The organism is Citrobacter sp. MGH100, assembly GCF_001034465.1.
GTDB classification, from domain to species: Bacteria; Pseudomonadota; Gammaproteobacteria; order Enterobacterales; family Enterobacteriaceae; genus Citrobacter; species Citrobacter youngae.
Map to the genome: position 1 here is coordinate 77,344 of NZ_KQ089800.1, position 23,890 is coordinate 101,233.

Genomic DNA, 23,890 nt, shown 5'->3' on the forward strand with positions numbered 1-23,890 from the left:
AGCTCCTGAGGTGTGCCTGCGTTGCTATGGCAACACAGCCTGCTGGAAAGGCCGCGAACCGGACTGGCACAAAAAAACCGCTCATTTGAGCGGTTTTTTTGTGGGCGAAAAAAATGTGTAAATCAGATTTTATTTAGTTTCGGGTTCTACCGGTAAATCGTTGCGCGCTCCCCATTCGCTCCATGCGCCGTCGTACAGCGCGACGTTGGAAACGCCCAGCGTCGCAAGCGCCAGCACCACCACGGCCGCCGTTACGCCGGAGCCGCAGCTGGCGATTATCGGTCTGTCAAAGCTCACGCCGTGGCTGAAGAAAATAGCATCCAGCTCATCGGTGGTTTTCAGTTCGCCGTCACGAACCAACTCTGTCCACGGTACGTTCAGCGCACCGGGAACATGGCCGCGCTTGAGACCTGGTCGGGGTTCGTCAACTTCTGCGTTAAAACGCGCAGCCGGGCGCGCATCGACAATCTGTGCGGTTTTTTCATGGCTGGCCAGCAGGACATCGGTCACCCGCACGACGGCCTCTGGCGTAAACACGGCGTCAAATTCACCTTCGGGCAAGTCAACATTTCCTGTCTGCAAGGGGAGCTCATCACGCTGCCAGCTCGCAAAACCGCCTGCCAAAATGGAAACATTTTCGACGCCAAATGTGCGCAGCATCCACCAGGCACGCGGGGCGGAAAACAGATTGCCATCATCGTAGATGACCAGGTGTTTATCCTGATGTACACCCAGCTCGCGCATGGCGACGGCGAAAGCCTCCGGACGTGGCAGCATATGCGGTAACGCAGAAGTATGGTCGGAGAGCGCTTCGATATCAAAAAAGAGCGCACTAGGAATATGGCCGGCGCGATACTCCTCGCCAACATCGCGATCTTCCTGGCCTGGAGGTGCCATCCGGGCATCAAGAATTTGTATTTCCGGGTCGTCAATATGTTCGACAAGCCAGTCGGCAGCGACAAAGAAGGCGGTAGTCATAGGCATCTCCATTTTTACCAGGTTTCGGCAAATTGTCGGATGTTTGGTGCAAAGCGACAAGTAAAAGAGGCTGATTTGTCAGGTGGACCCACATTAATCACGAAAATTCAGACAACAACATCTTATTACTGACTTCCACCTGCTGAAATCTGACGCATAATAGTTGTTCTACGTTGCTAACGGGCCACTCAGGCCAGGGATGAAAAATGAAACATTTACGCGTAGTGGCCTGTATGCTGATGTTGGCGCTGGCGGGGTGCGATAATAACGATAAGCCGTCGACGACGGCAAAAAATGATACGCCCGCCCCACAGACCACACCGGCAAAAGATCCGGCGCAATTACAAAAGCTGATGCAGCAAAGCCAGGGCAAGCCGTTGACGCTGCTGGATGCCTCAGAAGTCCAGTTGGATGGTGCGGCGACGCTGGTGCTGACTTTTTCTATTCCTCTCGATCCTGAACAAGATTTTTCTCGCGTACTGCACGTTGTCGATAAAAAAAGCGGCAAAGTGGATGGGGCCTGGGAGCTGGCGCCAAATCTGAAAGAGCTACGCTTACGCCATCTCGAACCCAACCGCGAACTGGTGGTGACCATTGAGCGTGATTTGCTGGCGCTGAATAAAGCGACGTTCGCTATCGACTATGAAAAAAATATTACCACCCGCGACGTCCAGCCAAGCGTAGGCTTCGCCAGTCGCGGCTCGCTGCTGCCGGGAAAAGTGATTGAAGGGCTGCCAGTGATGGCCCTTAACGTTAACAGCGTAGATGTGAACTTCTTTCGCGTGAAGCCTGAGTCGCTCGGTGCATTTGTCAGCCAGTGGGAATATCGTAATTCGTTGACTAACTGGGAATCTGACAATCTGCTGAAAATGGCGGAACTGGTGTATACCGGACGCTTTGACCTCAATCCTGCGCGCAACACCCGTGAGAAGCTGCTGCTGCCGCTGAGCGATATCAAGCCGTTGCAGCAAGCAGGTGTTTACATCGCGGTGATGAATCAGGCTGGACAATACAACTACAGTAATGCCGCTACGCTGTTCACGCTCAGCGATATTGGTGTGTCTGCGCACCGTTACCATAATCAACTGGATGTCTTTACGCAGAGTCTGGAAAACGGCGCCGCGCAGCAGGGGATTGAGGTCACGTTACTCAATGAAAAAGGACAGACGCTGGCGCAGGCTACCAGCGACGCTCAGGGTCATGTCAAACTGGAGACTGATAAAGACGCTGCTTTATTGCTGGCCCGCAAAGACGGGCAAACCACGCTGCTGGATCTGAAGCTCCCGGCGTTGGATCTGGCTGAATTTGATATTGCCGGTGCGCCGGGATACAGCAAGCAGTTCTTTATGTTCGGCCCACGTGATCTCTATCGTCCTGGCGAAACGGTGATCCTCAACGGATTACTGCGTGACAGCGATGGCAAAACGTTGCCCGACCAGCCGGTGAAGCTGGAGGTCGTGAAGCCCGACGGACAAGTGCTACGCTCGGTAGTTAGCCAACCGGAAAACGGCTTGTACCGCTTTAGCTGGCCGCTGGACACCAACGCGCCAACCGGCATGTGGCATATTCGGGCTAATACCGGCGACAACCAGTCACGGATGTGGGATTTCCACGTCGAAGATTTTATGCCTGAGCGGATGGCGCTCAATCTCTCCGCCAATAAGATCCCGGTGGCACCAACTGATGACGTGAAGTTTTCGGTAGTGGGTTACTACCTGTACGGCGCGCCCGCTAACGGCAATGCGCTGCAAGGGCAGCTTTTCCTGCGCCCGCTGCGCGAAGCGGTGCAGGCATTGCCGGGGTTCCAGTTTGGTAATATTGCCGAAGAAAACCTGTCCCGCAGCCTCGATGAAGTTCAGCTCACGCTGGATGACCACGGTCGCGGCGAAGTGACCGCCAACAGCCAGTGGCAGGAGACGCATTCCCCGTTACAGGTGATCCTGCAAGCCAGCCTGCTGGAGTCGGGCGGTCGTCCGGTGACGCGTCGGGTTGAACAAGCCATCTGGCCTGCAGATACGCTGCCGGGCATTCGTCCGCAGTTTGCGGCGAAAGCCGTTTATGACTACCGCACCGATACCACCGTGAATCAGCCTATCGTTGATGAAAACAGCAACGCCGCTTTCGACATTGTGTATGCCGATGCGCAAGGCGAGAAAAAAGCGGTGTCCGGTTTGCAGGTGCGTTTGATCCGCGAGCGACGAGATTATTACTGGAACTGGTCTGAAGGCGAGGGCTGGCAATCACAGTTCGATCAAAAGGATCTGGTTGAAGGTGAGCAGACTCTGGATCTTAAGGCCGATGAAACCGGTAAAGTCAGCTTCCCGGTTGAGTGGGGCGCTTATCGTCTGGAAGTGAAAGCCCCTAATGATGCGGTGAGCAGCGTACGCTTCTGGGCCGGTTATAGCTGGCAGGATAATAGCGACGGCAGTGGGGCTGTGCGTCCCGATCGCGTGACGCTGAAACTGGACAAACCCAGCTATCGTCCCGGTGATACCATGAAGCTGCACGTTGCCGCTCCCGCTGCTGGCAAAGGTTATGCGATGGTGGAATCCAGCGAAGGCCCGCTGTGGTGGCAAGAAATAGACGTACCGGCGGATGGTCTCGATATCTCCATCCCAATCGATAAAACCTGGAATCGCCACGATTTGTATCTTAGTGCGCTGGTGGTTCGTCCTGGCGACAAGTCCCGTTCGGCAACGCCAAAACGGGCGGTCGGTTTACTGCATTTGCCGTTAGGTGACGAAAACCGTCGTCTGGCGCTGGCGCTGGAAAACCCGGCGAAAATACGTCCAAACCAGCCGTTGACCGTCAAGATTAAAGCCAGCGTCAAAAATGGTGACGTACCAAAACAGGTTAACGTGCTGGTCTCTGCCGTTGATAGCGGAGTGCTGAATATTACCGATTACGCCACGCCGGATCCGTGGCAGGCGTTTTTCGGGCAAAAACGCTATGGCGCGGATATTTATGATATTTACGGCCAGGTGATCGAAGGGCAAGGACGTCTGGCAGCGCTGCGCTTTGGTGGTGACGGCGATGAATTAAAACGTGGCGGTAAACCACCGGTCAATCACGTCAATATCGTGGCGCAACAGGCGTTGCCGGTCACGCTTAACGAGCAAGGCGAAGGGTCGGTGACGTTACCTATCGGTGATTTCAACGGCGAGCTGCGGGTAATGGCGCAGGCCTGGACGGCGGATGACTTTGGCAGCAGCGAAAGCAAGGTGATTGTTGCCGCGCCAGTAATTGCTGAACTGAATATGCCGCGTTTTCTGGCGGGAGGCGATACCTCGCGCCTGACGCTGGACGTGACTAACCTGACTGACAAACCGCAAACGCTGAATATTAAGCTCGCGGCCAATGGTTTACTGGAGCTGATGGGGCAAGATCCCGCGCCGGTAAATCTGGCGCCAGGCGTAAGGACTACGCTGTTTATTCCGGTGCGCGCGCGGGAGGGGTTTGGCGATGGCGAAATTCAGGCAGAAATTAGCGGTCTGACTTTACCGGGTGAAACGCTGCCTGTTCAGCATAAGCAGTGGAAGATTGGCGTGCGTCCGGCGTTCCCGGCGCAAACCGTTAATAACGGTGTCGCACTTCAGCCGGGCGCAACCTGGCAGCTTCCGGGCGAAGAACTGACCAATTTCTCCCCTGTGACGATGCAGGGGCAACTGCTGTTCAGCGGTAAGCCGCCGCTGAATCTGGCGCGCTATATCCGCGAACTGAAAGCTTACCCCTACGGTTGTCTGGAGCAAACGGCGAGCGGGTTGTTCCCATCCTTATACACCAACGCTGCGCAATTGAAGGCGTTAGGTATTGTAGGCGACAGCGATGAAAAACGTCGCGCGGCAGTCGATATTGGGATTTCCCGTTTAGTGCAGATGCAGCGTGATAACGGCGGTTTCGCGCTGTGGGATAAAAACGGGTCGGAAGAGTACTGGCTGACCGCGTATGTCATGGATTTCCTCGTCCGGGCAAATGAACAGGGCTACAGTGTCCCGGTAGAGGTGATTAACCGGGGCAACGAGCGGCTACTGCGCTATTTGCAGGATCCGGGCATGATGTCGATTCGCTATACCGACGACTCTTCAGCAAGCCGGTTTGCCGTACAAGCCTACGCCGCGTTGGTTCTGGCGCATCAGCAAAAAGCTCCGCTCGGCGCATTGCGTGAGATCTGGGAGCGTCGTGCGCAAGCAGCCTCTGGTTTACCGCTGTTACAACTGGGGATCGCGCTGAAAAATATGGGCGATGCCAACCGCAGTGAACAGGCGTTGACGCTGGCCCTGAATACACCGCGCCGCGATACGCAGCAGTGGATGGCGGATTACGGCAGTCAACTGCGCGACAACGCGCTGATGCTGGCCTTGCTGGAAGAAAACAAACTTAAACCTGAGGTACAGAATACGCTGCTGAACACCTTGTCAGAACAGGCCTTTGGACAGCGCTGGCTCTCGACTCAGGAAAATAATGCGCTGTTCCTTGCCGCGCGTACGTTACAGGATTTGCCTGGCTCGTGGCAGGCGCAAACGTCATTCTCTGAACAACCGTTAGCCGCAGAGAAATCACAGACGCGTAATCTGGATGCCGATGCGCTGTCTACGCTGAGCGTCACCAATACCGGTAATCTACCGCTGTGGCTGCGTCTGGATGTGAGCGGTTATCCGCAAACCTCACCGACGCCTGCCAGCAATGTCCTGCATATTGAACGTCAAATCCTGGGGCTCGACGGGAACAGCAAATCGCTGGATTCTCTGCGCAGCGGCGAACTGGTGCTGGTCTGGCTGGAGGTGAAAGCCAGCCAGAACGTACCGGATGCGTTGGTGGTCGACTTACTGCCAGCGGGCCTGGAACTGGAAAACCAGAATCTGGCCAACGGCAGCGCCAGCCTGCAGGACAGCGGCAGCGAAGTGGCGAATCTGCTCAATCAGATGCAGCAGGCGGATATCCAGCACGTTGAGTTCCGTGACGATCGCTTTGTCGCCGCGGTGGCGGTTAACGAAGGACAGCCGGTGACGCTGGTGTATCTGGCGCGGGCGGTAACGCCGGGGACCTATCAGGTTCCTGTGCCGCAGGTGGAGTCCATGTACGTTCCGCAGTGGCGCGCGACCGGTGCGACAGAGGGACTGTTGATTGTCAGACCGTAAATGATGCGCGGGTTGGGTAAACGCGGCTGTTGGCTCTGGCTGGCAGCCGTTGCGCTACTGCTTGCGGCGGCGGTTTGGGTGGCAGATAAAATCTGGCCGCTGCCGCTTCACGAAGTCGATCCGGCGCGTGTCGTGGTGGCCTATGATGGTACGCCGCTCTGGCGCTTCGCCGACGCGGACGGCATCTGGCGGTATCCGGTAACGATTGATGAAGTGTCCCCCCGGTATCTTGAGGCGTTAATTAACTACGAAGACCGTTGGTTCTGGAAACATCCTGGCGTTAATCCTTTTTCAGTACTGCGCGCGGCATGGCAGGACCTCTCCTCAGGGCGTGTGGTTTCGGGCGGCAGCACGCTCACCATGCAGGTTGCGCGATTGCTCGATCCCCATCCTCGCACCTTTGGCGGTAAATTTCGCCAGCTCTGGCGCGCATTGCAGCTGGAATGGCATCTCTCCAAGCGCGACATCCTGACGCTGTATCTTAACCGCGCGCCGTTTGGTGGTACGCTGCAGGGCGTGGGGGCGGCAAGCTGGGCTTATCTGGGGAAATCACCTGCGCAATTGAGTTATTCCGATGCCGCGCTGCTGGCCGTGCTGCCGCAGGCACCGAGCCGCCTGCGCCCGGATCGCTGGCCGGACCGCGCTGAAGCGGCGCGCAATAAAGTACTCGAACGCATGGCAACGCAGGGCATTTGGCCAGCCAGACAAGTACAGGAATCACGTGAAGAACCGGTCTGGCTGGCGCCCCGGCAAATGCCGCAGCTCGCGCCGTTATTCTCGCGCATGATGCTGGGAAAAAGCCGGAGCGATAAAATCGTGACCACCCTTGACGCCGGATTGCAGCGTCAACTGGAAGAGCTGGCGCAAAACTGGAAAGGGCGCTTACCTGCGCGCAGTTCGCTGGCGATGATTGTGGTCGATCACACCGATATGAGCGTGCGTGGCTGGGTTGGCTCGGTAGATATGAATGACGACTCCCGTTTTGGTCATGTGGATATGGTGAATGCGATCCGTTCACCGGGCTCGGTGCTAAAGCCGTTTGTTTATGGTCTCGCGCTGGATGACGGACTCATTCATCCGGCTTCATTGTTGCAGGATGTACCGCGGCGAACCGGGGATTATCGACCAGGGAATTTTGACAGCGGTTTTCATGGCCCGGTGAGCATGAGCGAAGCGCTGGTGCGCTCGCTGAATTTACCCGCCGTGCAGGTACTCGAAGCCTATGGCCCGAAGCGTTTTGCCGCATCGTTACGTAACGTCGGCTTACCGCTGTATCTTCCCGCAGGGGCCGCACCGAATCTGTCGCTGATTTTAGGTGGTGCGGGGGCAAGGCTTGAGGATATGGCGGCGGCGTACAGCGCCTTTGCCCGCCAGGGAAAAGCGGGAAAACTGCGTCTGCAGCCAGACGATCCGCTGCTGGAACGTCCGTTGATGTCGGCGGGCGCGGCGTGGATTATTCGCCGCATTATGGCTGACGAAGCGCAACCGCTGCCGGATAACGCGCTGAGCCGCGTGGTGCCGTTGGCGTGGAAAACGGGCACCAGCTATGGCTATCGCGATGCGTGGGCGATTGGTGTTAACGCCCGTTATGTGATTGGCATCTGGACCGGCAGGCCAGACGGTACGCCGGTGGTGGGACAGTTTGGTTTTGCCAGCGCCGTGCCGTTGCTCAATCAGGTCAACAATCTTTTGCTCTCTCGCGGGACAAATCAGCCGGAAGATCCACGCCCTGAATCCGTGAGTCGCGGTGTGGTGTGCTGGCCGGGAGGGCAATCTCTTGCCCCCAGTGACAGCAACTGCCGTCGCCGTCTGGCAACCTGGTTACTGGATGGCAGTCAGCCGCCAACGTTATTATTGCCCGAGCAGGAAGGGGTTAATGGAATTCGTTTTCCTGTCTGGCTGGATGATGAAGGCAAACGTGTGGCGGCGGATTGCCCGCAGGCGCACGAGCAAACGTTAATCGTTTGGCCGTTGCCGCTGGAACCATGGCTACCGGAATCAGAACGTCGTGGGGCGAGATTACCGCCAGTTTCTGCCACATGTCCGCCGCTGGGACAAGACGCTTCGCAGCCGTTGCAGTTGACAGGCATTCGCGATGGCGCGATTGTGAGACGTTTACCCGGTTCTGCTCAAGCCTCATTGCCGGTGCAAACCAGCGGTGGGAGCGGTGAACGCTGGTGGTTTCTTAACGGTGAACGGCTGGATGAACGCGGACGTCGTCTTACGCTACGGCTGGCGACTAAAGGGGATTATCAACTGCTGGTGATGGATGATGCAGGCCAAATAGAGACGGTGAGATTTTCGTTGCAGTAGACCAGTTGGTCACTGTTTGTTGCTAAAATTCATCTTATTTTAAAGAAATGTTATCTTCGTCAATAGTCAATTGCCGGGATGCTCTTTATAATCCGCGCCAGGTAAACCACAACAAAACATCTTTTTCAGAGGTAATCATGGCTATTGAACGTACTTTTTCCATCATCAAACCAAACGCGGTGGCAAAAAACGTTATTGGGAGCATCTTTGCGCGCTTTGAAGCAGCAGGGTTCAAAATTGTCGGTACTAAAATGCTGCACCTGACCGTTGAGCAGGCACGCGGCTTCTACGCCGAGCATGATGGCAAGCCGTTCTTTGACGGTCTGGTTGAATTCATGACCTCTGGTCCGATCGTTGTTTCTGTGCTGGAAAGCGAAAATGCCGTACAGCGCCACCGCGATCTGCTGGGTGCAACCAACCCGGCAAATGCGCTGGCAGGTACGCTGCGCGCAGATTACGCTGACAGTTTTACTGAGAACGGCACCCATGGTTCTGACTCCGTTGAATCTGCGGCGCGTGAAATCGCCTATTTCTTTGGGGAAGGCGAGGTTTGCCCGCGCACTCGCTAATCTCCCGCGTCTTTCACGTTGCAGATGCGTTGGCTGCATTCGTTTACCCCGGTCACATAGTTTTCTATGCTCCCGGGGATGCTCGAACTTGCCGCCTTCCTGCGACGTGAAATCCTTTGGAGATGAATTAGCGATTTACATATTATTTTCGCTAATGCTTCGTGCAAACGTGGCATCCCTGCGCCAGACTTTGTACAATGCAACGCCCCGGAAGAGCAGATCGCTTGCCGGGGCGTTTCTTTTTAACCCTCCACGGGCCACAACGTGTAACAACGAGGCCGGAAAAAATTATGTCTGAATTAGTTAACACCTCTGAAGTCGTCATTCCTGCGGTTCCAAATAAAAATGGAAAAATTAACCTGCTGGATCTGAACCGTCAGCAAATGCGCGAATTCTTCAAAGAGATGGGCGAAAAACCGTTTCGTGCCGATCAGGTCATGAAGTGGATGTACCACTATTGCAGCGACAACTTTGATGACATGACTGACATCAATAAGGTGCTGCGTAACAAGCTGAAAGAAGTGGCTGAAATTCGCGCCCCGGAAGTGGTGGAAGAGCAGCGCTCCTCTGACGGTACGATCAAATGGGCCATCGCGGTTGGCGATCAGCGCGTAGAAACCGTGTATATCCCGGAAGACGATCGCGCCACCCTGTGTGTTTCTTCACAGGTCGGTTGCGCATTAGAGTGTAAATTCTGCTCTACGGCGCAGCAGGGCTTTAACCGTAACCTGCGAGTGTCGGAAATCATTGGTCAGGTCTGGCGTGCGGCGAAAATCGTCGGCGCGGTGAAAGCAACGGGCGTGCGTCCTATCACCAACGTGGTGATGATGGGGATGGGCGAGCCGCTGCTTAACCTGACCAACGTCGTTCCGGCGATGGAAATCATGCTGGACGACTTTGGTTTTGGGCTGTCCAAGCGTCGCGTTACGCTGTCCACTTCGGGCGTTGTCCCTGCGCTGGATAAACTGGGCGATATGATCGACGTCGCGCTGGCGATTTCTTTGCATGCGCCAAATGATGAAATTCGTGACGAAATTGTACCTATCAACAAAAAGTACAATATCGAAACGTTCCTCGGGGCTGTGCGCCGTTATCTGGAGAAATCCAATGCGAATCAGGGCCGCGTGACCATCGAGTATGTGATGTTGGATCACATCAACGATGGCACTGAGCATGCTCATCAGCTTGCTGAACTGCTGAAAGATACGCCGTGTAAGATCAACCTGATCCCGTGGAACCCGTTCCCGGGCGCGCCGTATGGCCGCAGTTCCAACAGCCGTATCGATCGTTTCTCCAAAGTGTTGATGAGCTATGGTTTCACCACCATCGTGCGTAAAACACGTGGCGATGACATCGATGCAGCCTGCGGTCAGCTGGCGGGCGACGTTATTGACCGTACCAAGCGTACTCTGCGTAAGCGTATGCAGGGTGATGCTATCGACATCAAGACCGTTTGATGTTGAGTGCACTACGGTATAATTAATGTACCGTAGTGTAACGTAAACCAGATGAGGTTCTTTGTTGTTGTCGTCAGGTCAATAATAACGGTGCGTTTTTGTCGACTTTAAGGCAGTATGTAACGGCGCAACAAGCGTTTAGCCCTCAGGTTTACGCTGTTTTGTCATTGATGGTCTGACGGTTTTATACTGTCTGACGAAGGTTAACTGACCAGATGTTTCGCGGTGTGGGTGAGCATTGTGGCTCGCCGGCATCAGAACCCAAATATTACGCAGCTGTAGCGAATGAATACTGAAGCCACGCACGACAAAAATGAAGCACTCTCCACCGGCGTTCGTCTGCGCAATGCCCGTGAACAACTCGGATTCAGCCAACAGGTGGTCGCGGAACGACTCTGCCTGAAGGTTTCCACGGTACGCGATATTGAAGAAGATAAGGCACCAGCCGATCTCGCTTCAACATTCCTGCGCGGGTATATCCGTTCTTATGCGCGTCTGGTGCATATTCCTGAAGAAGAACTGTTGCCAGGGCTGGAAAAACAGGCTCCGATTCGTCCTGCCAACGTCGCACCGATGCAAAGTTTTTCGCTCGGTAAGCGTCGTAAGAAACGCGACGGCTGGCTAATGACCTTTACCTGGCTGGTACTGTTTGTCGTTGTCGGACTGACCGGTGCCTGGTGGTGGCAGAACCATAAAGCGCAGCAGGAAGAGATCACCACCATGGCCGATCAATCCTCTGCTGAGCTGAATGCTGGTAAAGATAACGCACAGAGTGTGCCACTGGATACCAGCGCCTCTGCAAGCCAGGACAGTACACCGGCTCCGGATGATGCCGCTCAAACGCCGGATACCGCAGCGACTCCGGCTTCTGGCGCAGATCAAAACGCCGTTGTGGCTCCGTCTCAGGCCAATGTTGATACTGCAGCGACCACACCCACTGCACCGGCGACAGCGGCACCGCTGCCGACTGACCAGGCTGGCGTCACTACACCGGCTGGCGATCCTAACGCGCTGGTGATGAATTTCACCGCTGATTGCTGGCTGGAAGTGACCGACGCAACCGGTAAAAAACTGTTCAGCGGGATGCAGCGTAAAGACGGCAATCTGAATTTGACCGGTCAGGCACCATACAAACTGAAGATTGGTGCGCCGGCGGCAGTGCAGATTCAGTTCCAGGGTAAACCTGTCGATCTGAGTCGTTTTATCAGAACTAACCAGGTTGCGCGTCTGACCGTTAATGCCGAACAATCACCGGCTCAGTAACAGACGGCAATGCGGGAGATTTTTTAATGCATAACCAGGCTCCAATTCAACGTAGAAAATCGACACGCATTTACGTTGGGAATGTGCCGATCGGCGATGGTGCGCCCATCGCCGTACAGTCTATGACTAATACGCGTACCACGGACGTGGAAGCGACGGTTAATCAGATTAAAGCGCTGGAACGCGTAGGCGCAGACATTGTTCGTGTCTCTGTACCGACAATGGATGCCGCAGAAGCGTTCAAGCTTATCAAACAGCAGGTTAACGTCCCGCTGGTTGCCGATATACACTTCGACTATCGTATCGCACTGAAGGTGGCGGAATACGGCGTTGATTGCCTGCGTATTAACCCAGGTAATATCGGCAGTGAAGAGCGTATTCGCATGGTGGTGGATTGCGCTCGTGATAAAAATATTCCTATCCGTATCGGCGTCAACGCCGGATCGCTGGAAAAAGATCTGCAGGAAAAATACGGTGAACCGACGCCGCAGGCGCTGCTGGAATCCGCTATGCGCCACGTGGATCACCTCGATCGTCTGAACTTCGACCAATTCAAAGTTAGTGTTAAAGCGTCTGACGTTTTCCTTGCCGTAGAATCCTATCGCCTGCTGGCGAAACAGATCGATCAACCGCTGCATCTGGGGATCACCGAAGCCGGTGGCCTGCGTAGCGGCTCGGTAAAATCCGCGATCGGTTTAGGATTGCTGCTGTCTGAAGGGATCGGCGATACGCTGCGCGTTTCTCTGGCGGCCGATCCGGTAGAAGAGATCAAAGTTGGCTTCGACATCCTGAAATCGCTGCGCATTCGTGCGCGTGGCATCAACTTTATCGCTTGCCCAACCTGCTCGCGTCAGGAGTTTGACGTTATCGGTACAGTGAACGCGCTGGAGCAACGTCTGGAAGATATTATTACGCCAATGGACGTTTCGATCATCGGTTGTGTGGTAAACGGCCCTGGCGAAGCACTGGTTTCCACGCTGGGCGTGACGGGCGGTAACAAGAAAAGCGGTCTGTATGAAGACGGTGTGCGTAAGGACCGACTCGATAACGACGACATGATCACGCAGCTCGAAGCCCGTATTCGCGCCAAAGCGAGTATTCTGGACGAAGCGCGACGCATTGACGTGCAGCAGCTTGAAAAATAATAACGTGATGGGAAGCGGCGTGCTTCCCGTGTATGATTGAACCCGCATGGCGCCCGTATTATCCGGGTTAGCGCTGAGGGTTCATTTTTATATCCATAAAGAGAATAAACGTGGCAAAAAACATTCAAGCCATTCGCGGCATGAACGATTATCTGCCTGGCGAAACCGCCATCTGGCAGCGCATTGAAGGCACTCTTAAAAACGTGCTCGGCAGCTACGGTTACAGTGAAATCCGCTTGCCGATTGTAGAGCAGACCCCGTTATTCAAACGCGCGATCGGTGAAGTCACCGACGTCGTTGAAAAAGAGATGTATACCTTTGAGGACCGCAATGGCGACAGCCTGACCCTGCGCCCTGAAGGCACTGCGGGCTGCGTACGCGCCGGCATCGAACATGGTCTCCTGTACAATCAGGAACAGCGTCTGTGGTATATCGGGCCGATGTTCCGCCACGAACGTCCGCAAAAAGGGCGCTATCGTCAATTCCATCAACTGGGTTGCGAAGTGTTTGGCCTGCAAGGCCCGGACATCGATGCTGAACTCATTCTGCTGACCGCCCGCTGGTGGCGTGCGCTGGGTATTTCTCAGCATGTCAGCCTTGAGCTGAACTCCATTGGGTCGCTTGAAGCCCGTGCGAACTACCGTGATGCGCTGGTCGCTTATCTGGAACAGTATAAAGATAAACTGGACGAAGACTGTAAGCGGCGCATGTACACCAACCCGCTGCGCGTGCTCGACTCCAAAAACCAGGAAGTACAGGCGCTGTTGAACGACGCGCCTGCGCTGGGCGATTATCTGGATGACGACTCGCGCGAGCATTTTGCGGGCTTGTGCAAACTGCTGGAATCCGCAGGTATTGCCTACACCGTCAATCAGCGTCTGGTTCGTGGTCTTGATTACTACAACCGCACCGTATTTGAGTGGGTCACCACCAGCCTGGGCTCACAGGGTACCGTCTGTGCAGGTGGCCGTTATGACGGTCTGGTAGAGCAACTTGGCGGTCGCGCAACGCCGGCCGTAGGCTTTGCCATGGGCCTGGAACGACTTGTTTTGTTAGTTCAGGCAGTTAATCCGGAATTTAACGCCGATCCTGTTGTCGATATATACCTGGTCGCTTCGGGGGCAGACACGCAGTCGGCGGCAATGCGGCTTGCAGAACGTCTGCGCGATGAACTTCCTGGTGTGAAACTGATGACAAACCACGGCGGCGGCAACTTTAAGAAACAGTTTGCCCGTGCCGATAAGTGGGGCGCCCGCGTTGCACTGGTACTGGGCGAGTCCGAAGTGGCTGACGGTACTGTTGTAGTGAAGGATTTGCGCTCTGGTGAGCAAACGGCAGTAGCGCAGGATAGCGTTGCCACGCATTTGCGCACTCTACTGGGCTAAGGAGAAGGACAGCGTGGAAATTTACGAGAACGAACACGACCAGGTTGATGCGGTAAAACGCTTCTTTGCTGAAAACGGCAAAGCGCTGGTTGTTGGGGTAATTTTAGGGGTTGGCGCGCTGGTCGGCTGGCGTTACTGGACCAGTCATCAGACGGAGTCCGCACGCTCTGCTTCTCTGGCGTATCAAAATACGGTGACTGCGGTTAGCGCAGGTAAGCCTGATAGCATTCCTGCCGCAGAGAAATTTGCCGCAGAGAACAAAAATACTTACGGCGCATTAGCGTCAATGGAACTGGCACAGCAGTTTGTTGACCAAAACGAACTAGAGAAAGCCGCGGCCCAGTTACAACAAGGCCTGGCTGCCACCAGCGATGAGAATCTCAAAGCGGTGCTTAATCTGCGTCTTGCTCGTGTTCAGGTTCAGCTTAAGCAGGCTGATACCGCGCTGAAAACACTCGATACCATTAAAGGTGAAGGGTGGGCGGCAATTGTGGCCGATCTGCGTGGTGAAGCGTTGCTGAGCAAAGGCGACAAACAAGGTGCGCGTAGCGCATGGGAAGCGGGTGTGAAAAGCGATGCCTCTCCTGCTCTGAGCGAAATGATGCAGATGAAAATCAATAATTTGTCCATCTGAGAGGGACCCGATGCAATTGCGTAAATTACTTCTGCCAGGGCTGCTTTCCGTTACCCTATTGAGCGGCTGTTCACTGTTTAGTGGCGAAGAAGATGTCGTTAAGATGTCCCCGTTACCGGTGGTCGAAAACCAGTTTACTCCGTCTACTGCCTGGAGCACTTCTGTAGGCAACGGTATTGGTGATTTCTACTCCAACCTTCATCCTGCACTGGCGGATAACGTGGTCTATGCTGCCTCTCGCGCCGGTGTGGTGAAAGCGCTGAACGCAGACGACGGCAAAGAAGTCTGGTCTGTTAATCTGGGTGAGAAAGACGGCTGGTTCTCCCGTGCATCTGCTCAGCTTTCTGGCGGAGTTACCGTGTCCGGCGGCCATGTTTATATTGGCAGCGAAAAAGCACAAGTTTATGCGCTGAACACCAGTGACGGCACAACCGCATGGCAGACGAAAGTTGCCGGGGAAGCGCTGTCTCGCCCGGTGGTGAGCGATGGCATGGTGTTAATCCACACCAGCAACGGCCAGTTGCAGGCCTTGAACGAAGCTGATGGCGCCATCAAATGGACCGTTAACCTCGATATGCCTTCTCTGTCACTGCGCGGCGAATCTGCTCCAGCGACCGCCTTTGGCGCAGCTATTGTGGGTGGCGATAATGGTCGCGTAAGTGCCGTACTGATGCAGCAGGGCCAGATGATTTGGCAGCAGCGTATCTCTCAGGCCACTGGCCCAACCGAAATCGATCGTCTGAGTGATGTCGATACCACGCCGGTTATCGTCAATGGCGTAGTTTACGCACTGGCTTATAATGGTAACCTGACGGCGCTGGATCTGCGCAGTGGCCAGATCATGTGGAAACGTGAGCTCGGCTCGGTGAATGATTTCATCGTCGATGGTAATCGTATCTATCTGGTTGATCAGAATGACCGTGTGCTGGCGCTGACCACCGACGGCGGCGTGACGCTGTGGACGCAAAGCGATCTGCTGCACCGTCTGCTGACGTCTCCGGCCCTGTATAACGGTAACCTGGTCGTAGGCGATAGCGAAGGCTACCTGCACTGGATTAACGTTGAAGATGGTCGCTTTGTCGCTCAGCAGAAAGTCGATAGCTCAGGTTTCCTGACCGAGCCGGTCGCTGCTGATGGTAAACTGCTGATCCAGGCGAAAGACGGTACGCTGTACTCCATTACGCGTTAATCGTCCTGGCCGCTCGCTTTGAAAAACGGCTCCTGGTGCAGGGGCCGTTTTACTGTTTTTAACAATGGCGCAAAAATAGCGTCCGTTGTCTGATGATTTTTTAAATGAGGCTTTAAACATGGTACCTGTGGTCGCGCTTGTCGGGCGCCCTAACGTTGGCAAATCCACGTTATTTAACCGTCTAACTCGCACCCGAGATGCGCTGGTTGCGGATTTCCCGGGTCTGACTCGTGACCGTAAGTACGGTCGTGCGGAAATTGAAGGCCGCGAGTTTATCTGCATTGATACTGGTGGTATTGATGGCACCGAAGACGGTGTTGAAACCCGTATGGCTGAGCAGTCGTTGCTGGCTATCGAAGAAGCGGACGTTGTGCTGTTTATGGTGGATGCGCGTGCTGGCCTGATGCCGGCAGATGAAGCCATTGCCAAGCATCTGCGTGCGCGCCAGAAACCAACCTTCCTTGTTGCCAACAAAACTGACGGACTCGATCCGGATCAGGCTGTTGTCGATTTCTATTCACTGGGGCTGGGCGAAATTTACCCCATCGCGGCGTCCCATGGTCGCGGCGTCCTCAGCCTGCTGGAGCATGTTCTGCTGCCGTGGATGGATGATATCGCACCTCAGGAAGAAGTGGATGAAGATGCGGAATACTGGGCGAAACTGGAAGCCGAGGAAAACGGCGAAGAAGAGCCTGAAGACGACTTCAATCCGCAGGATCTGCCGATCAAACTGGCGATTGTCGGGCGCCCGAACGTAGGTAAGTCCACACTGACTAACCGTATTCTTGGCGAAGACCGCGTGGTGGTTTACGACATGCCGGGGACCACGCGTGACAGTATTTATATCCCAATGCAGCGTGATGAGCGCGAATATGTGCTGATTGACACTGCGGGTGTACGTAAGCGCGGTAAAATTACCGAAGCGGTAGAAAAATTCTCCGTAATCAAAACGTTGCAGGCAATTGAAGATGCCAACGTGGTGATGCTGGTGATTGACGCTCGCGAAGGGATCTCCGATCAGGACCTCTCGCTGTTGGGCTTTATCCTCAATAGTGGGCGCTCACTTGTTATCGTCGTCAACAAGTGGGATGGCCTGACGCAGGAAGTGAAAGAACAGGTAAAAGAGACACTGGACTTCCGTCTGGGCTTTATCGACTTTGCCCGTGTTCACTTTATCTCCGCGCTGCACGGCAGCGGTGTAGGTAACCTGTTCGAATCCGTGCGCGAAGCGTATGACAGCTCAACCCGTCGCGTCAGCACCGCGATGCTGACTCGCATCATGACCATGGCAGTAGAAGATCATCAGCCGCCGCTGGTGCGTGGTCGCCGTGTGAAGCTTAAGTACGCACACGCCGGTGGTTATAACCCGCCGATTGTGGTGATCCACGGTAACCAGGTGAAAGACCTGCCGGATTCATACAAGCGCTATCTGATGAACTACTTCCGCAAATCACTGGAAGTCATGGGTACACCAATCCGTATTCAGTTCAAGGAAGGGGAAAACCCGTTTGCCAACAAACGTAATACACTGACACCAACGCAGATGCGTAAGCGTAAGCGTTTGATTAAGCACATCAAAAAAAGTAAGTAACCTTGCTGATGGCGATAGAGGCCCGCGTAAATCGCGGGCTTTTTTTTCTCCTGTACCTGTCTGTTTGCTGTCAATGACTATTCGCTTTTTACCAAGTTTAAATCTAAGAAAGTAGACAATTGTCGAATTTTCATCTTAAAGTCACCCGGTTGGTACTAGACAAAACTACTGTCAGGTTATCAAATGGTTAAATAACTCTTCGCCGTATGTAAAAAATCGACCAGCTACGTAACTGGCCGGCGTACATCACGGTGTTTACAAGCACACGACATATCTTTTCGGGAGAATTATGCAATCCTCTGTTAATCAAAAAGAAAGCCGAACTTTCTTCGGTCATCCTTATCCGCTCGGCTCATTGTTCTTTACTGAGATGTGGGAGCGTTTTTCGTTTTATGGCATTCGTCCGTTACTGATCCTGTTTATGGCGGCTACCGTTTATGACGGCGGTATGGGGCTGGCGCGTGAAAATGCCTCGGCGATTGTCGGTATCTTTGCCGGTACGATGTATCTTGCCGCGTTGCCGGGTGGCTGGCTGGCGGATAACTGGCTCGGCCAACAAAAGGCGGTATGGTATGGCTCCATCCTGATTGCGCTTGGTCACCTGTCGATTGCGCTCTCGGCCATCATGGGTGACAACCTGTTCTTTATCGGCCTGATGTTTATCGTGCTCGGCTCTGGTCTGTTCAAGACCTGTATCTCGGTGATGGTCGGCACGCTGTATAAAAAAGGCGATGCGCGTCGTGATGGCGGTTTCTCGCTGTTCTATATGGGCATCAACATGGGCTCCTTCATCGCGCCGTTGATCTCCGGGTGGCTGATTAAATCTCATGGCTGGCATTGGGGTTTTGGAATCGGTGGCATCGGGATGTTGGTCGCGTTGATTATCTTCCGCGTATTTGCTGTTCCGGCGATGAAACGCTACGACAGCGAAGTCGGGCTGGACTCTACCTGGAACAGCCCGGTTGTGAAGCGTAACGGTGTGGGCACGTGGCTGCTGGCGCTTGCTGTGGGTGTGGCGGTTATCGTTACGCTGATTGCGCAGGGCGTGATTGTGATTAACCCGGTCGCGGTAGCCAGCGTGCTGGTGTATGTGATTGCGGCATCCGTAGCCCTCTACTTCATCTACCTGTTTGTCTTTGCGGGGCTGAACCGTAAAGAGCGCGCCAGACTGTTGGTCTGCTTTATTCTGCTGGTTTCCGCGGCCTTCTTCTGGTCGGCATTTGAGCAAAAACCAACGTCGTTTAACCTGTTCGCTAACGACTACACTAATCGTATGATCGGCGATTTTGAAATCCCGGCAGTGTGGTTCCAGTCGATCAACGCGCTGTTTATCATCTTGCTGGCACCAGTGTTCAGCTGGGCGTGGCCTAAGCTTGCCAGCATGAACATTCGCCCGAGCAGCATCACCAAGTTCGTTATCGGTATTCTGTGTGCCGCAGCGGGTTTTGGCCTGATGATGCTGGCAGCGCAAAACGTGCTGAATAATGGTGGTGCAGGCGTTTCGCCATTCTGGCTGGTGGGTAGTATTCTGATGCTGACGCTTGGCGAACTGTGTCTGAGCCCGATTGGTCTGGCAACCATGACGCTGCTGGCGCCGGAAAGAATGCGTGGACAGATGATGGGGCTGTGGTTCTGCGCCAGTGCGCTGGGTAACCTGGCCGCGGGTCTGATTGGTGGCCATGTGAAGGCTGACCAACTGGATATGCTGCCGGATCTCTTCGCGCGCTGTTCGATTGCGCTGCTGATCTGCGCTGCAGTACTGATCGTCCTCATTGTTCCGATTCGTCGCATGCTGGAGAATACGCAAACTAAACCGGTGACCAGCGCCTGATAACACCTCGATTGTGCCGGGGCAGACGTTATGTCCCGGCCATTTAATTTTCGAGGTAAGAACATGCTGTTTGGGTTTGTTGGACTTGGCGCAGTCGTTGAAACGGCATACTTGCCTGCATTACGTAACATGTTCGGTGATTCACTACGCTGCGTGGGATTTGACGTTCAACCCGCAAAACAGCCAGCAGGCGTGACGCGTTGTACATCGCTCGAAGAGCTGCTTACTCAGCCTCTTGATACCCTGTTTATCACGACCGCATCCCTACATCATCTTGAGGTGCTTGAACAATCCCTGGCCTCTCCCATTGCACGTATCGTGGTTGAAAAACCTATTGTCGCCACGCTTTCCCAAATTGAAAAACTGAAAATGCTGCTGGTTCAACCCGGCGTTGCTGATCGCGTGCTGGCGCTAGACCACTGGATGGCGCGCATCGAAACGGTGAAACGAGGGTTGGTCAGCACTTTTGCCGAGATTGTGAAAATCGAAGGTTTCTTGCAGGAGCCAAGCGGGTTTAACCCCGCAGGGGTGCCGATAGCGCTTAACTTTGCCACCGGTGAACCGGACACGCGTGAACTTCGCCACCCGGATGGCGTGATTCTGGATATCGGTACGCACGTGTTAGCAATGCTGCGGGAAACGGTACGGTATCTGGGAGGGAATAATGAGATGGCGCTACGGGTGGTGAGTGCTAAAGACCGTCTGGGGCGTGATATCCCCCAGAGTGACCTGACCACGGCAGAGGGTGAAGCTCATCTTCAGGGGCAGATTAGCGGCATACCGCTGGATATCTGGCTGAATAAGTACGCGGGTCCAACTGGCGGTCAAAAAGGTTTGCGTCTGTATCTGAGCGATGGTCGTATCATCAGTCATGATCGGCGCGGTACAGAAGATGTACTGGAAGTGATTGACGGTGATGCTGTGCGTCGCTGGAAGCTTCCTGGCACGATTTATGCCCATTGTCTGGCGGAACATATTCTGGGGGCGCAAAGTCTGTTTGAACGCAACCCACAGGAGGTGAGGCGCACAACGCAGCGCAGACTGGAGGAGGTTGAACGATTACTCACCTTGCAGCAACAGCTGCGTGGCCCACACTAAGCGTATCGTGGTAAAATTAGCGCAGAGCTGAACGCCCTTTATAGGAGTTACCATGTCAATGAACTGCCCGGAATGTCACGCAGAACTGGAACAGCAAAACGGTGTGGCGCACTGTGAAAACTGCAAAAAAGTTATTCCGTTAGAAGCGCGCTGTCCGGAGTGCCATCTGCCACTGCAAGTGTTAAAAGCCTGCGGCGCAGTGGATTATTTCTGTCAGAACGGCCATGGCCTTATTTCGAAAAAACGCGTGGAGTTTGCGCCGGTTTAATCCGGCTTTTTCTTACGCGTTTTCTTTGCCGCCGTTACGCCTTTCACTTCGCTCTCTACCCAACCATCTGACAGTCGGGTGGTGAGAACATCACCGGCCTTCACTTGTTTGGTTTGCTTCAGCACTTTGCCGTCTGTCGCGGTAGTGACGCTATAGCCGCGCGCCAGCGTTGCCAGTGGGCTGACGGCTTCCAGATGCGTGACCGCATTGCCGAAACGTTCGCGTTGCTGGCTGACGCGCGAGCGAATATTGTCCGCCAGTCGGTATTCCAGTTGCTGAATACGTGTTTGCGCGCGGTGAATACGCGGCTGCGGGGTTTGCTGATTCAGACGCTGCAGCATGCGCTGTTGACGCTGATTTGCCTGTTTAATCTTATTCTCAAGAGCGGCGTTCATTCTCTGACTTAGTCGTTCCAGCACGGTCTGCTGACGGGCCAGGCGCAGCTGCGGATGCTGCTGTTGCAAGCGGTGATTAAGCTGGGTAAATCGGCGAGTTCGGTTGGCGAGATAGTAATCCATCGCCATTTCCAGACGTTGCTGACCCTGCTGAATTTGACGCAGCAGTTCAAGCTGATTGCGGCTGACAATTTCTGCGGCCGCCGACGGTGTTGGTGCGCGCAGGTCGCCAACAAAATCAGCGATGGTCACGTCAGTTTCGTGGCCGACGGCGCTGACGACTGGAATCCGGCTGGCAAAGATCGCCCGCGCTACCCGTTCGTCGTTAAAGCTCCATAAATCTTCCAGCGAGCCGCCACCACGACCGACAATCAGTACATCACACTCGCCCCGCGCGTTCGCCAGCGCAATGGCGCGCACAATCTGTCCCGGCGCATCGTCGCCCTGGACGGCGGTTGGGTAGATAATCACGGGCAGGGAAGGGTCACGACGCTTCAGCACGTGGAGAATATCATGCAGCGCGGCGCCGGTTTTAGAGGTGATGACCCCAACGCAGTGCGCAGGTGAGGGGAGCGGCTGTTTGAACTGTTGGTCAAAGAGGCCTTCGGCCTGGAGCTTCGCCTTCAGTTGCTCGTATTTCTGCTGCAACAACCCTTCGCCAGCTGGCTGCATGCTCTCGACGATTATCTGGTAGTCCCCACGCGGCTCATACAATGTAATGTTGGCGCGTACCAGTACCTGCTGCCCGTGCTGTGGGCGGAACGTTACCCGGCGGTTGCTGTTGCGAAACATCGCGCAGCGAACCTGAGCGGTGTCATCTTTGAGCGTGAAGTACCAATGACCCGAGGACGGCTGAGTGAAATTGGAGATTTCACCGCTGATCCACACTTGCCCCATTTCTTGCTCAAGCAGCAAACGAACCGTCTGATTCAGGCGGCTTACGGTAAAAATTGAGGTGGTCTGAGAGGATAACATGTGAGCGGGATCAAATTCTAAATCAGCAGGTTATTCAGTCGAAAGTAACATGCTCACAGAGGAGCGCAAGGTTTTTTTGCAAAAAAGTGTGGATGCAATCGGTTACGCTCTGTATAATGCCGCGGCAATATTTAATAACCTCCCAGGTGAGATATTGCCCATGCTACGTATCGCAAAAGAAGCCCTGACGTTTGACGACGTCCTCCTCGTTCCCGCTCATTCTACCGTTCTGCCGAATACTGCTGATCTTAGCACCCAGTTGACGAAAACCATTCGCCTGAACATTCCTATGCTCTCCGCGGCAATGGACACCGTGACGGAAGCGCGCCTGGCAATTGCCCTGGCCCAGGAAGGCGGCATCGGTTTTATCCACAAAAACATGTCCATCGAGCGCCAGGCCGAAGAAGTTAAACGTGTGAAAAAACACGAATCTGGCGTGGTGACCGACCCGCAGACCGTTCTGCCAACCACCACGCTGCGCGAAGTGAAAGAACTGACCGAGCGTAACGGTTTTGCAGGCTACCCGGTTGTGACTGAAGATAACGAACTGGTCGGCATCATCACCGGTCGTGACGTACGTTTTGTGACCGATCTCAGCCAGCCAGTGAGCGTTTACATGACGCCGAAAGAGCGTCTGGTGACCGTTCGCGAAGGCGAAGCGCGCGATGTCGTGTTTGCCAAAATGCACGAAAAACGCGTTGAGAAAGCGCTGGTTGTTGATGACAGCTTCCACCTGCTCGGCATGATCACGGTTAAAGATTTCCAGAAAGCGGAACGTAAACCTAACGCCTGTAAAGACGAGCATGGTCGTCTGCGCGTTGGCGCCGCTGTCGGTGCGGGTGCAGGTAACGAAGAGCGCGTTGACGCGCTGGTTGCCGCGGGCGTTGACGTACTGCTGATTGACTCCTCTCACGGTCACTCTGAAGGCGTATTGCAGCGTATTCGTGAAACTCGCGCTAAATATCCTGATCTGCAGATAATCGGTGGTAACGTGGCAACTGGCGCTGGCGCTCGCGCACTGGCGGAAGCCGGCTGCAGCGCGGTGAAAGTCGGTATCGGCCCAGGCTCCATCTGTACTACCCGTATCGTTACCGGCGTAGGTGTACCGCAGATCACCGCTGTTTCTGACGCGGTTGCAGCGCTGGAAGGCACCGGTATTCCGGTTATCGCCGATGGTGGTATTCGTTTCTCCGGCGACATCGCGAAAGCGATTGCTGCAGGTGCTGCTGCAGTCATGGTTGGCTCCATGCTGGCGGGTACCGAAGAATCCCCGGGTGAAATCGAACTGTACCAGGGCCGTTCTTACAAATCATACCGCGGTATGGGCTCTCTGGGCGCGATGTCCAAAGGCTCCTCCGACCGTTACTTCCAGAGCGATAACGCCGCCGACAAACTGGTCCCGGAAGGTATCGAAGGCCGCGTGGCGTATAAAGGTCGCCTGAAAGAGATCATTCACCAGCAGATGGGCGGGCTGCGCTCCTGTATGGGGCTGACCGGCTGTGGTACTATCGACGCGCTGCGTACTCAGGCTGAATTTGTCCGTATCAGCGGTGCGGGTATTCAGGAAAGTCACGTTCACGATGTGACCATCACCAAAGAGTCCCCTAACTACCGCATGGGCTCCTGATAAGTTTCCGCGCCCGGCTCTGTGCCGGGCGAAT

Annotated in this window: 16 protein-coding genes; 14 read left to right on the forward strand and 2 right to left on the reverse strand. The window is 54.7% G+C overall.

Translation table 11 applies throughout. From position 1 onward, the window contains the following. Positions 1-129: 129 nt before the first annotated feature. Positions 130-978 carry a 3-mercaptopyruvate sulfurtransferase gene (sseA, locus tag SK32_RS00365; RefSeq protein WP_048210923.1) on the reverse strand — a complete coding sequence of 283 codons (849 nt, stop codon included), beginning with the start codon at positions 976-978 and terminating at the stop codon, positions 130-132. 206 nt (positions 979-1,184) lie between these two features. On the opposite strand from sseA, the gene SK32_RS00370 reads away from it, so the two are divergent. The 13 genes from SK32_RS00370 to SK32_RS00430 all read left to right on the forward strand — a co-directional run bounded on the left by SK32_RS00370 (position 1,185) and on the right by SK32_RS00430 (position 20,859). Next, positions 1,185-6,116 carry an alpha-2-macroglobulin family protein gene (locus SK32_RS00370; protein ID WP_048210924.1) on the forward strand — a complete coding sequence of 1,644 codons (4,932 nt, stop codon included), beginning with the start codon at positions 1,185-1,187 and terminating at the stop codon, positions 6,114-6,116. After that, complete coding sequence (pbpC, locus tag SK32_RS00375) at positions 6,117-8,429, forward strand: peptidoglycan glycosyltransferase PbpC (RefSeq protein ID WP_048210925.1); 2,313 nt, start codon at positions 6,117-6,119, stop codon at positions 8,427-8,429. A gap of 137 nt (positions 8,430-8,566) precedes the next feature. After that, a complete protein-coding gene (ndk, locus tag SK32_RS00380) occupies positions 8,567-8,998 on the forward strand; it encodes a nucleoside-diphosphate kinase (protein WP_003037710.1) in 432 nt (143 codons plus the stop codon). 290 nt (positions 8,999-9,288) lie between these two features. After that, positions 9,289-10,455 carry a dual-specificity RNA methyltransferase RlmN gene (locus SK32_RS00385; protein WP_003037713.1) on the forward strand — a complete coding sequence of 389 codons (1,167 nt, stop codon included), beginning with the start codon at positions 9,289-9,291 and terminating at the stop codon, positions 10,453-10,455. A gap of 285 nt (positions 10,456-10,740) precedes the next feature. Beyond that, positions 10,741-11,718, forward strand: a complete 978-nt coding sequence (gene rodZ, locus SK32_RS00390) for a cytoskeleton protein RodZ (protein ID WP_048210926.1) — start codon at positions 10,741-10,743, stop codon at positions 11,716-11,718. A 26-nt stretch (positions 11,719-11,744) separates the two neighbouring features. Continuing rightward, positions 11,745-12,863 carry a flavodoxin-dependent (E)-4-hydroxy-3-methylbut-2-enyl-diphosphate synthase gene (ispG, locus tag SK32_RS00395; RefSeq protein ID WP_003037720.1) on the forward strand — a complete coding sequence of 373 codons (1,119 nt, stop codon included), beginning with the start codon at positions 11,745-11,747 and terminating at the stop codon, positions 12,861-12,863. Positions 12,864-12,973: 110 nt separating this feature from the next. After that, complete coding sequence (gene hisS, locus SK32_RS00400) at positions 12,974-14,248, forward strand: histidine--tRNA ligase (protein WP_048210927.1); 1,275 nt, start codon at positions 12,974-12,976, stop codon at positions 14,246-14,248. 13 nt (positions 14,249-14,261) lie between these two features. Then, a complete protein-coding gene (locus SK32_RS00405) occupies positions 14,262-14,882 on the forward strand; it encodes a YfgM family protein (RefSeq protein ID WP_005120429.1) in 621 nt (206 codons plus the stop codon). A 10-nt stretch (positions 14,883-14,892) separates the two neighbouring features. Next, the gene (bamB, locus tag SK32_RS00410; RefSeq protein ID WP_048210928.1) at positions 14,893-16,071 is read left to right on the forward strand and encodes an outer membrane protein assembly factor BamB; all 1,179 of its coding nucleotides are present in this window, start codon (positions 14,893-14,895) and stop codon (positions 16,069-16,071) included. A 118-nt stretch (positions 16,072-16,189) separates the two neighbouring features. After that, positions 16,190-17,662 (forward strand): ribosome biogenesis GTPase Der, encoded by a 1,473-nt coding sequence (der, locus tag SK32_RS00415; protein WP_048210929.1) that lies wholly within the window; start codon positions 16,190-16,192, stop codon positions 17,660-17,662. 289 nt (positions 17,663-17,951) lie between these two features. Continuing rightward, a complete protein-coding gene (locus tag SK32_RS00420) occupies positions 17,952-19,493 on the forward strand; it encodes a peptide MFS transporter (protein WP_048210930.1) in 1,542 nt (513 codons plus the stop codon). 63 nt (positions 19,494-19,556) lie between these two features. Continuing rightward, the gene (locus SK32_RS00425; RefSeq protein ID WP_048210931.1) at positions 19,557-20,591 is read left to right on the forward strand and encodes a Gfo/Idh/MocA family oxidoreductase; all 1,035 of its coding nucleotides are present in this window, start codon (positions 19,557-19,559) and stop codon (positions 20,589-20,591) included. A gap of 52 nt (positions 20,592-20,643) precedes the next feature. Continuing rightward, complete coding sequence (locus SK32_RS00430; protein ID WP_048210932.1) at positions 20,644-20,859, forward strand: zinc ribbon domain-containing protein; 216 nt, start codon at positions 20,644-20,646, stop codon at positions 20,857-20,859. Here the strand turns inward: SK32_RS00430 and xseA are convergent. Beyond that, on the reverse strand, positions 20,856-22,229 hold the full coding sequence (xseA, locus tag SK32_RS00435; RefSeq protein WP_048210933.1) for an exodeoxyribonuclease VII large subunit: 1,374 nt from the start codon (positions 22,227-22,229) through the stop codon (positions 20,856-20,858). The two genes, SK32_RS00430 and xseA, sit on opposite strands and share 4 nt — an antisense overlap. A gap of 160 nt (positions 22,230-22,389) precedes the next feature. Here xseA and guaB point away from each other — a divergent pair, with 160 nt between their 5' ends. Continuing rightward, on the forward strand, positions 22,390-23,856 hold the full coding sequence (gene guaB / locus SK32_RS00440) for an IMP dehydrogenase (RefSeq protein WP_048210934.1): 1,467 nt from the start codon (positions 22,390-22,392) through the stop codon (positions 23,854-23,856). The last annotated feature ends 34 nt before the right edge of the window (positions 23,857-23,890 follow it).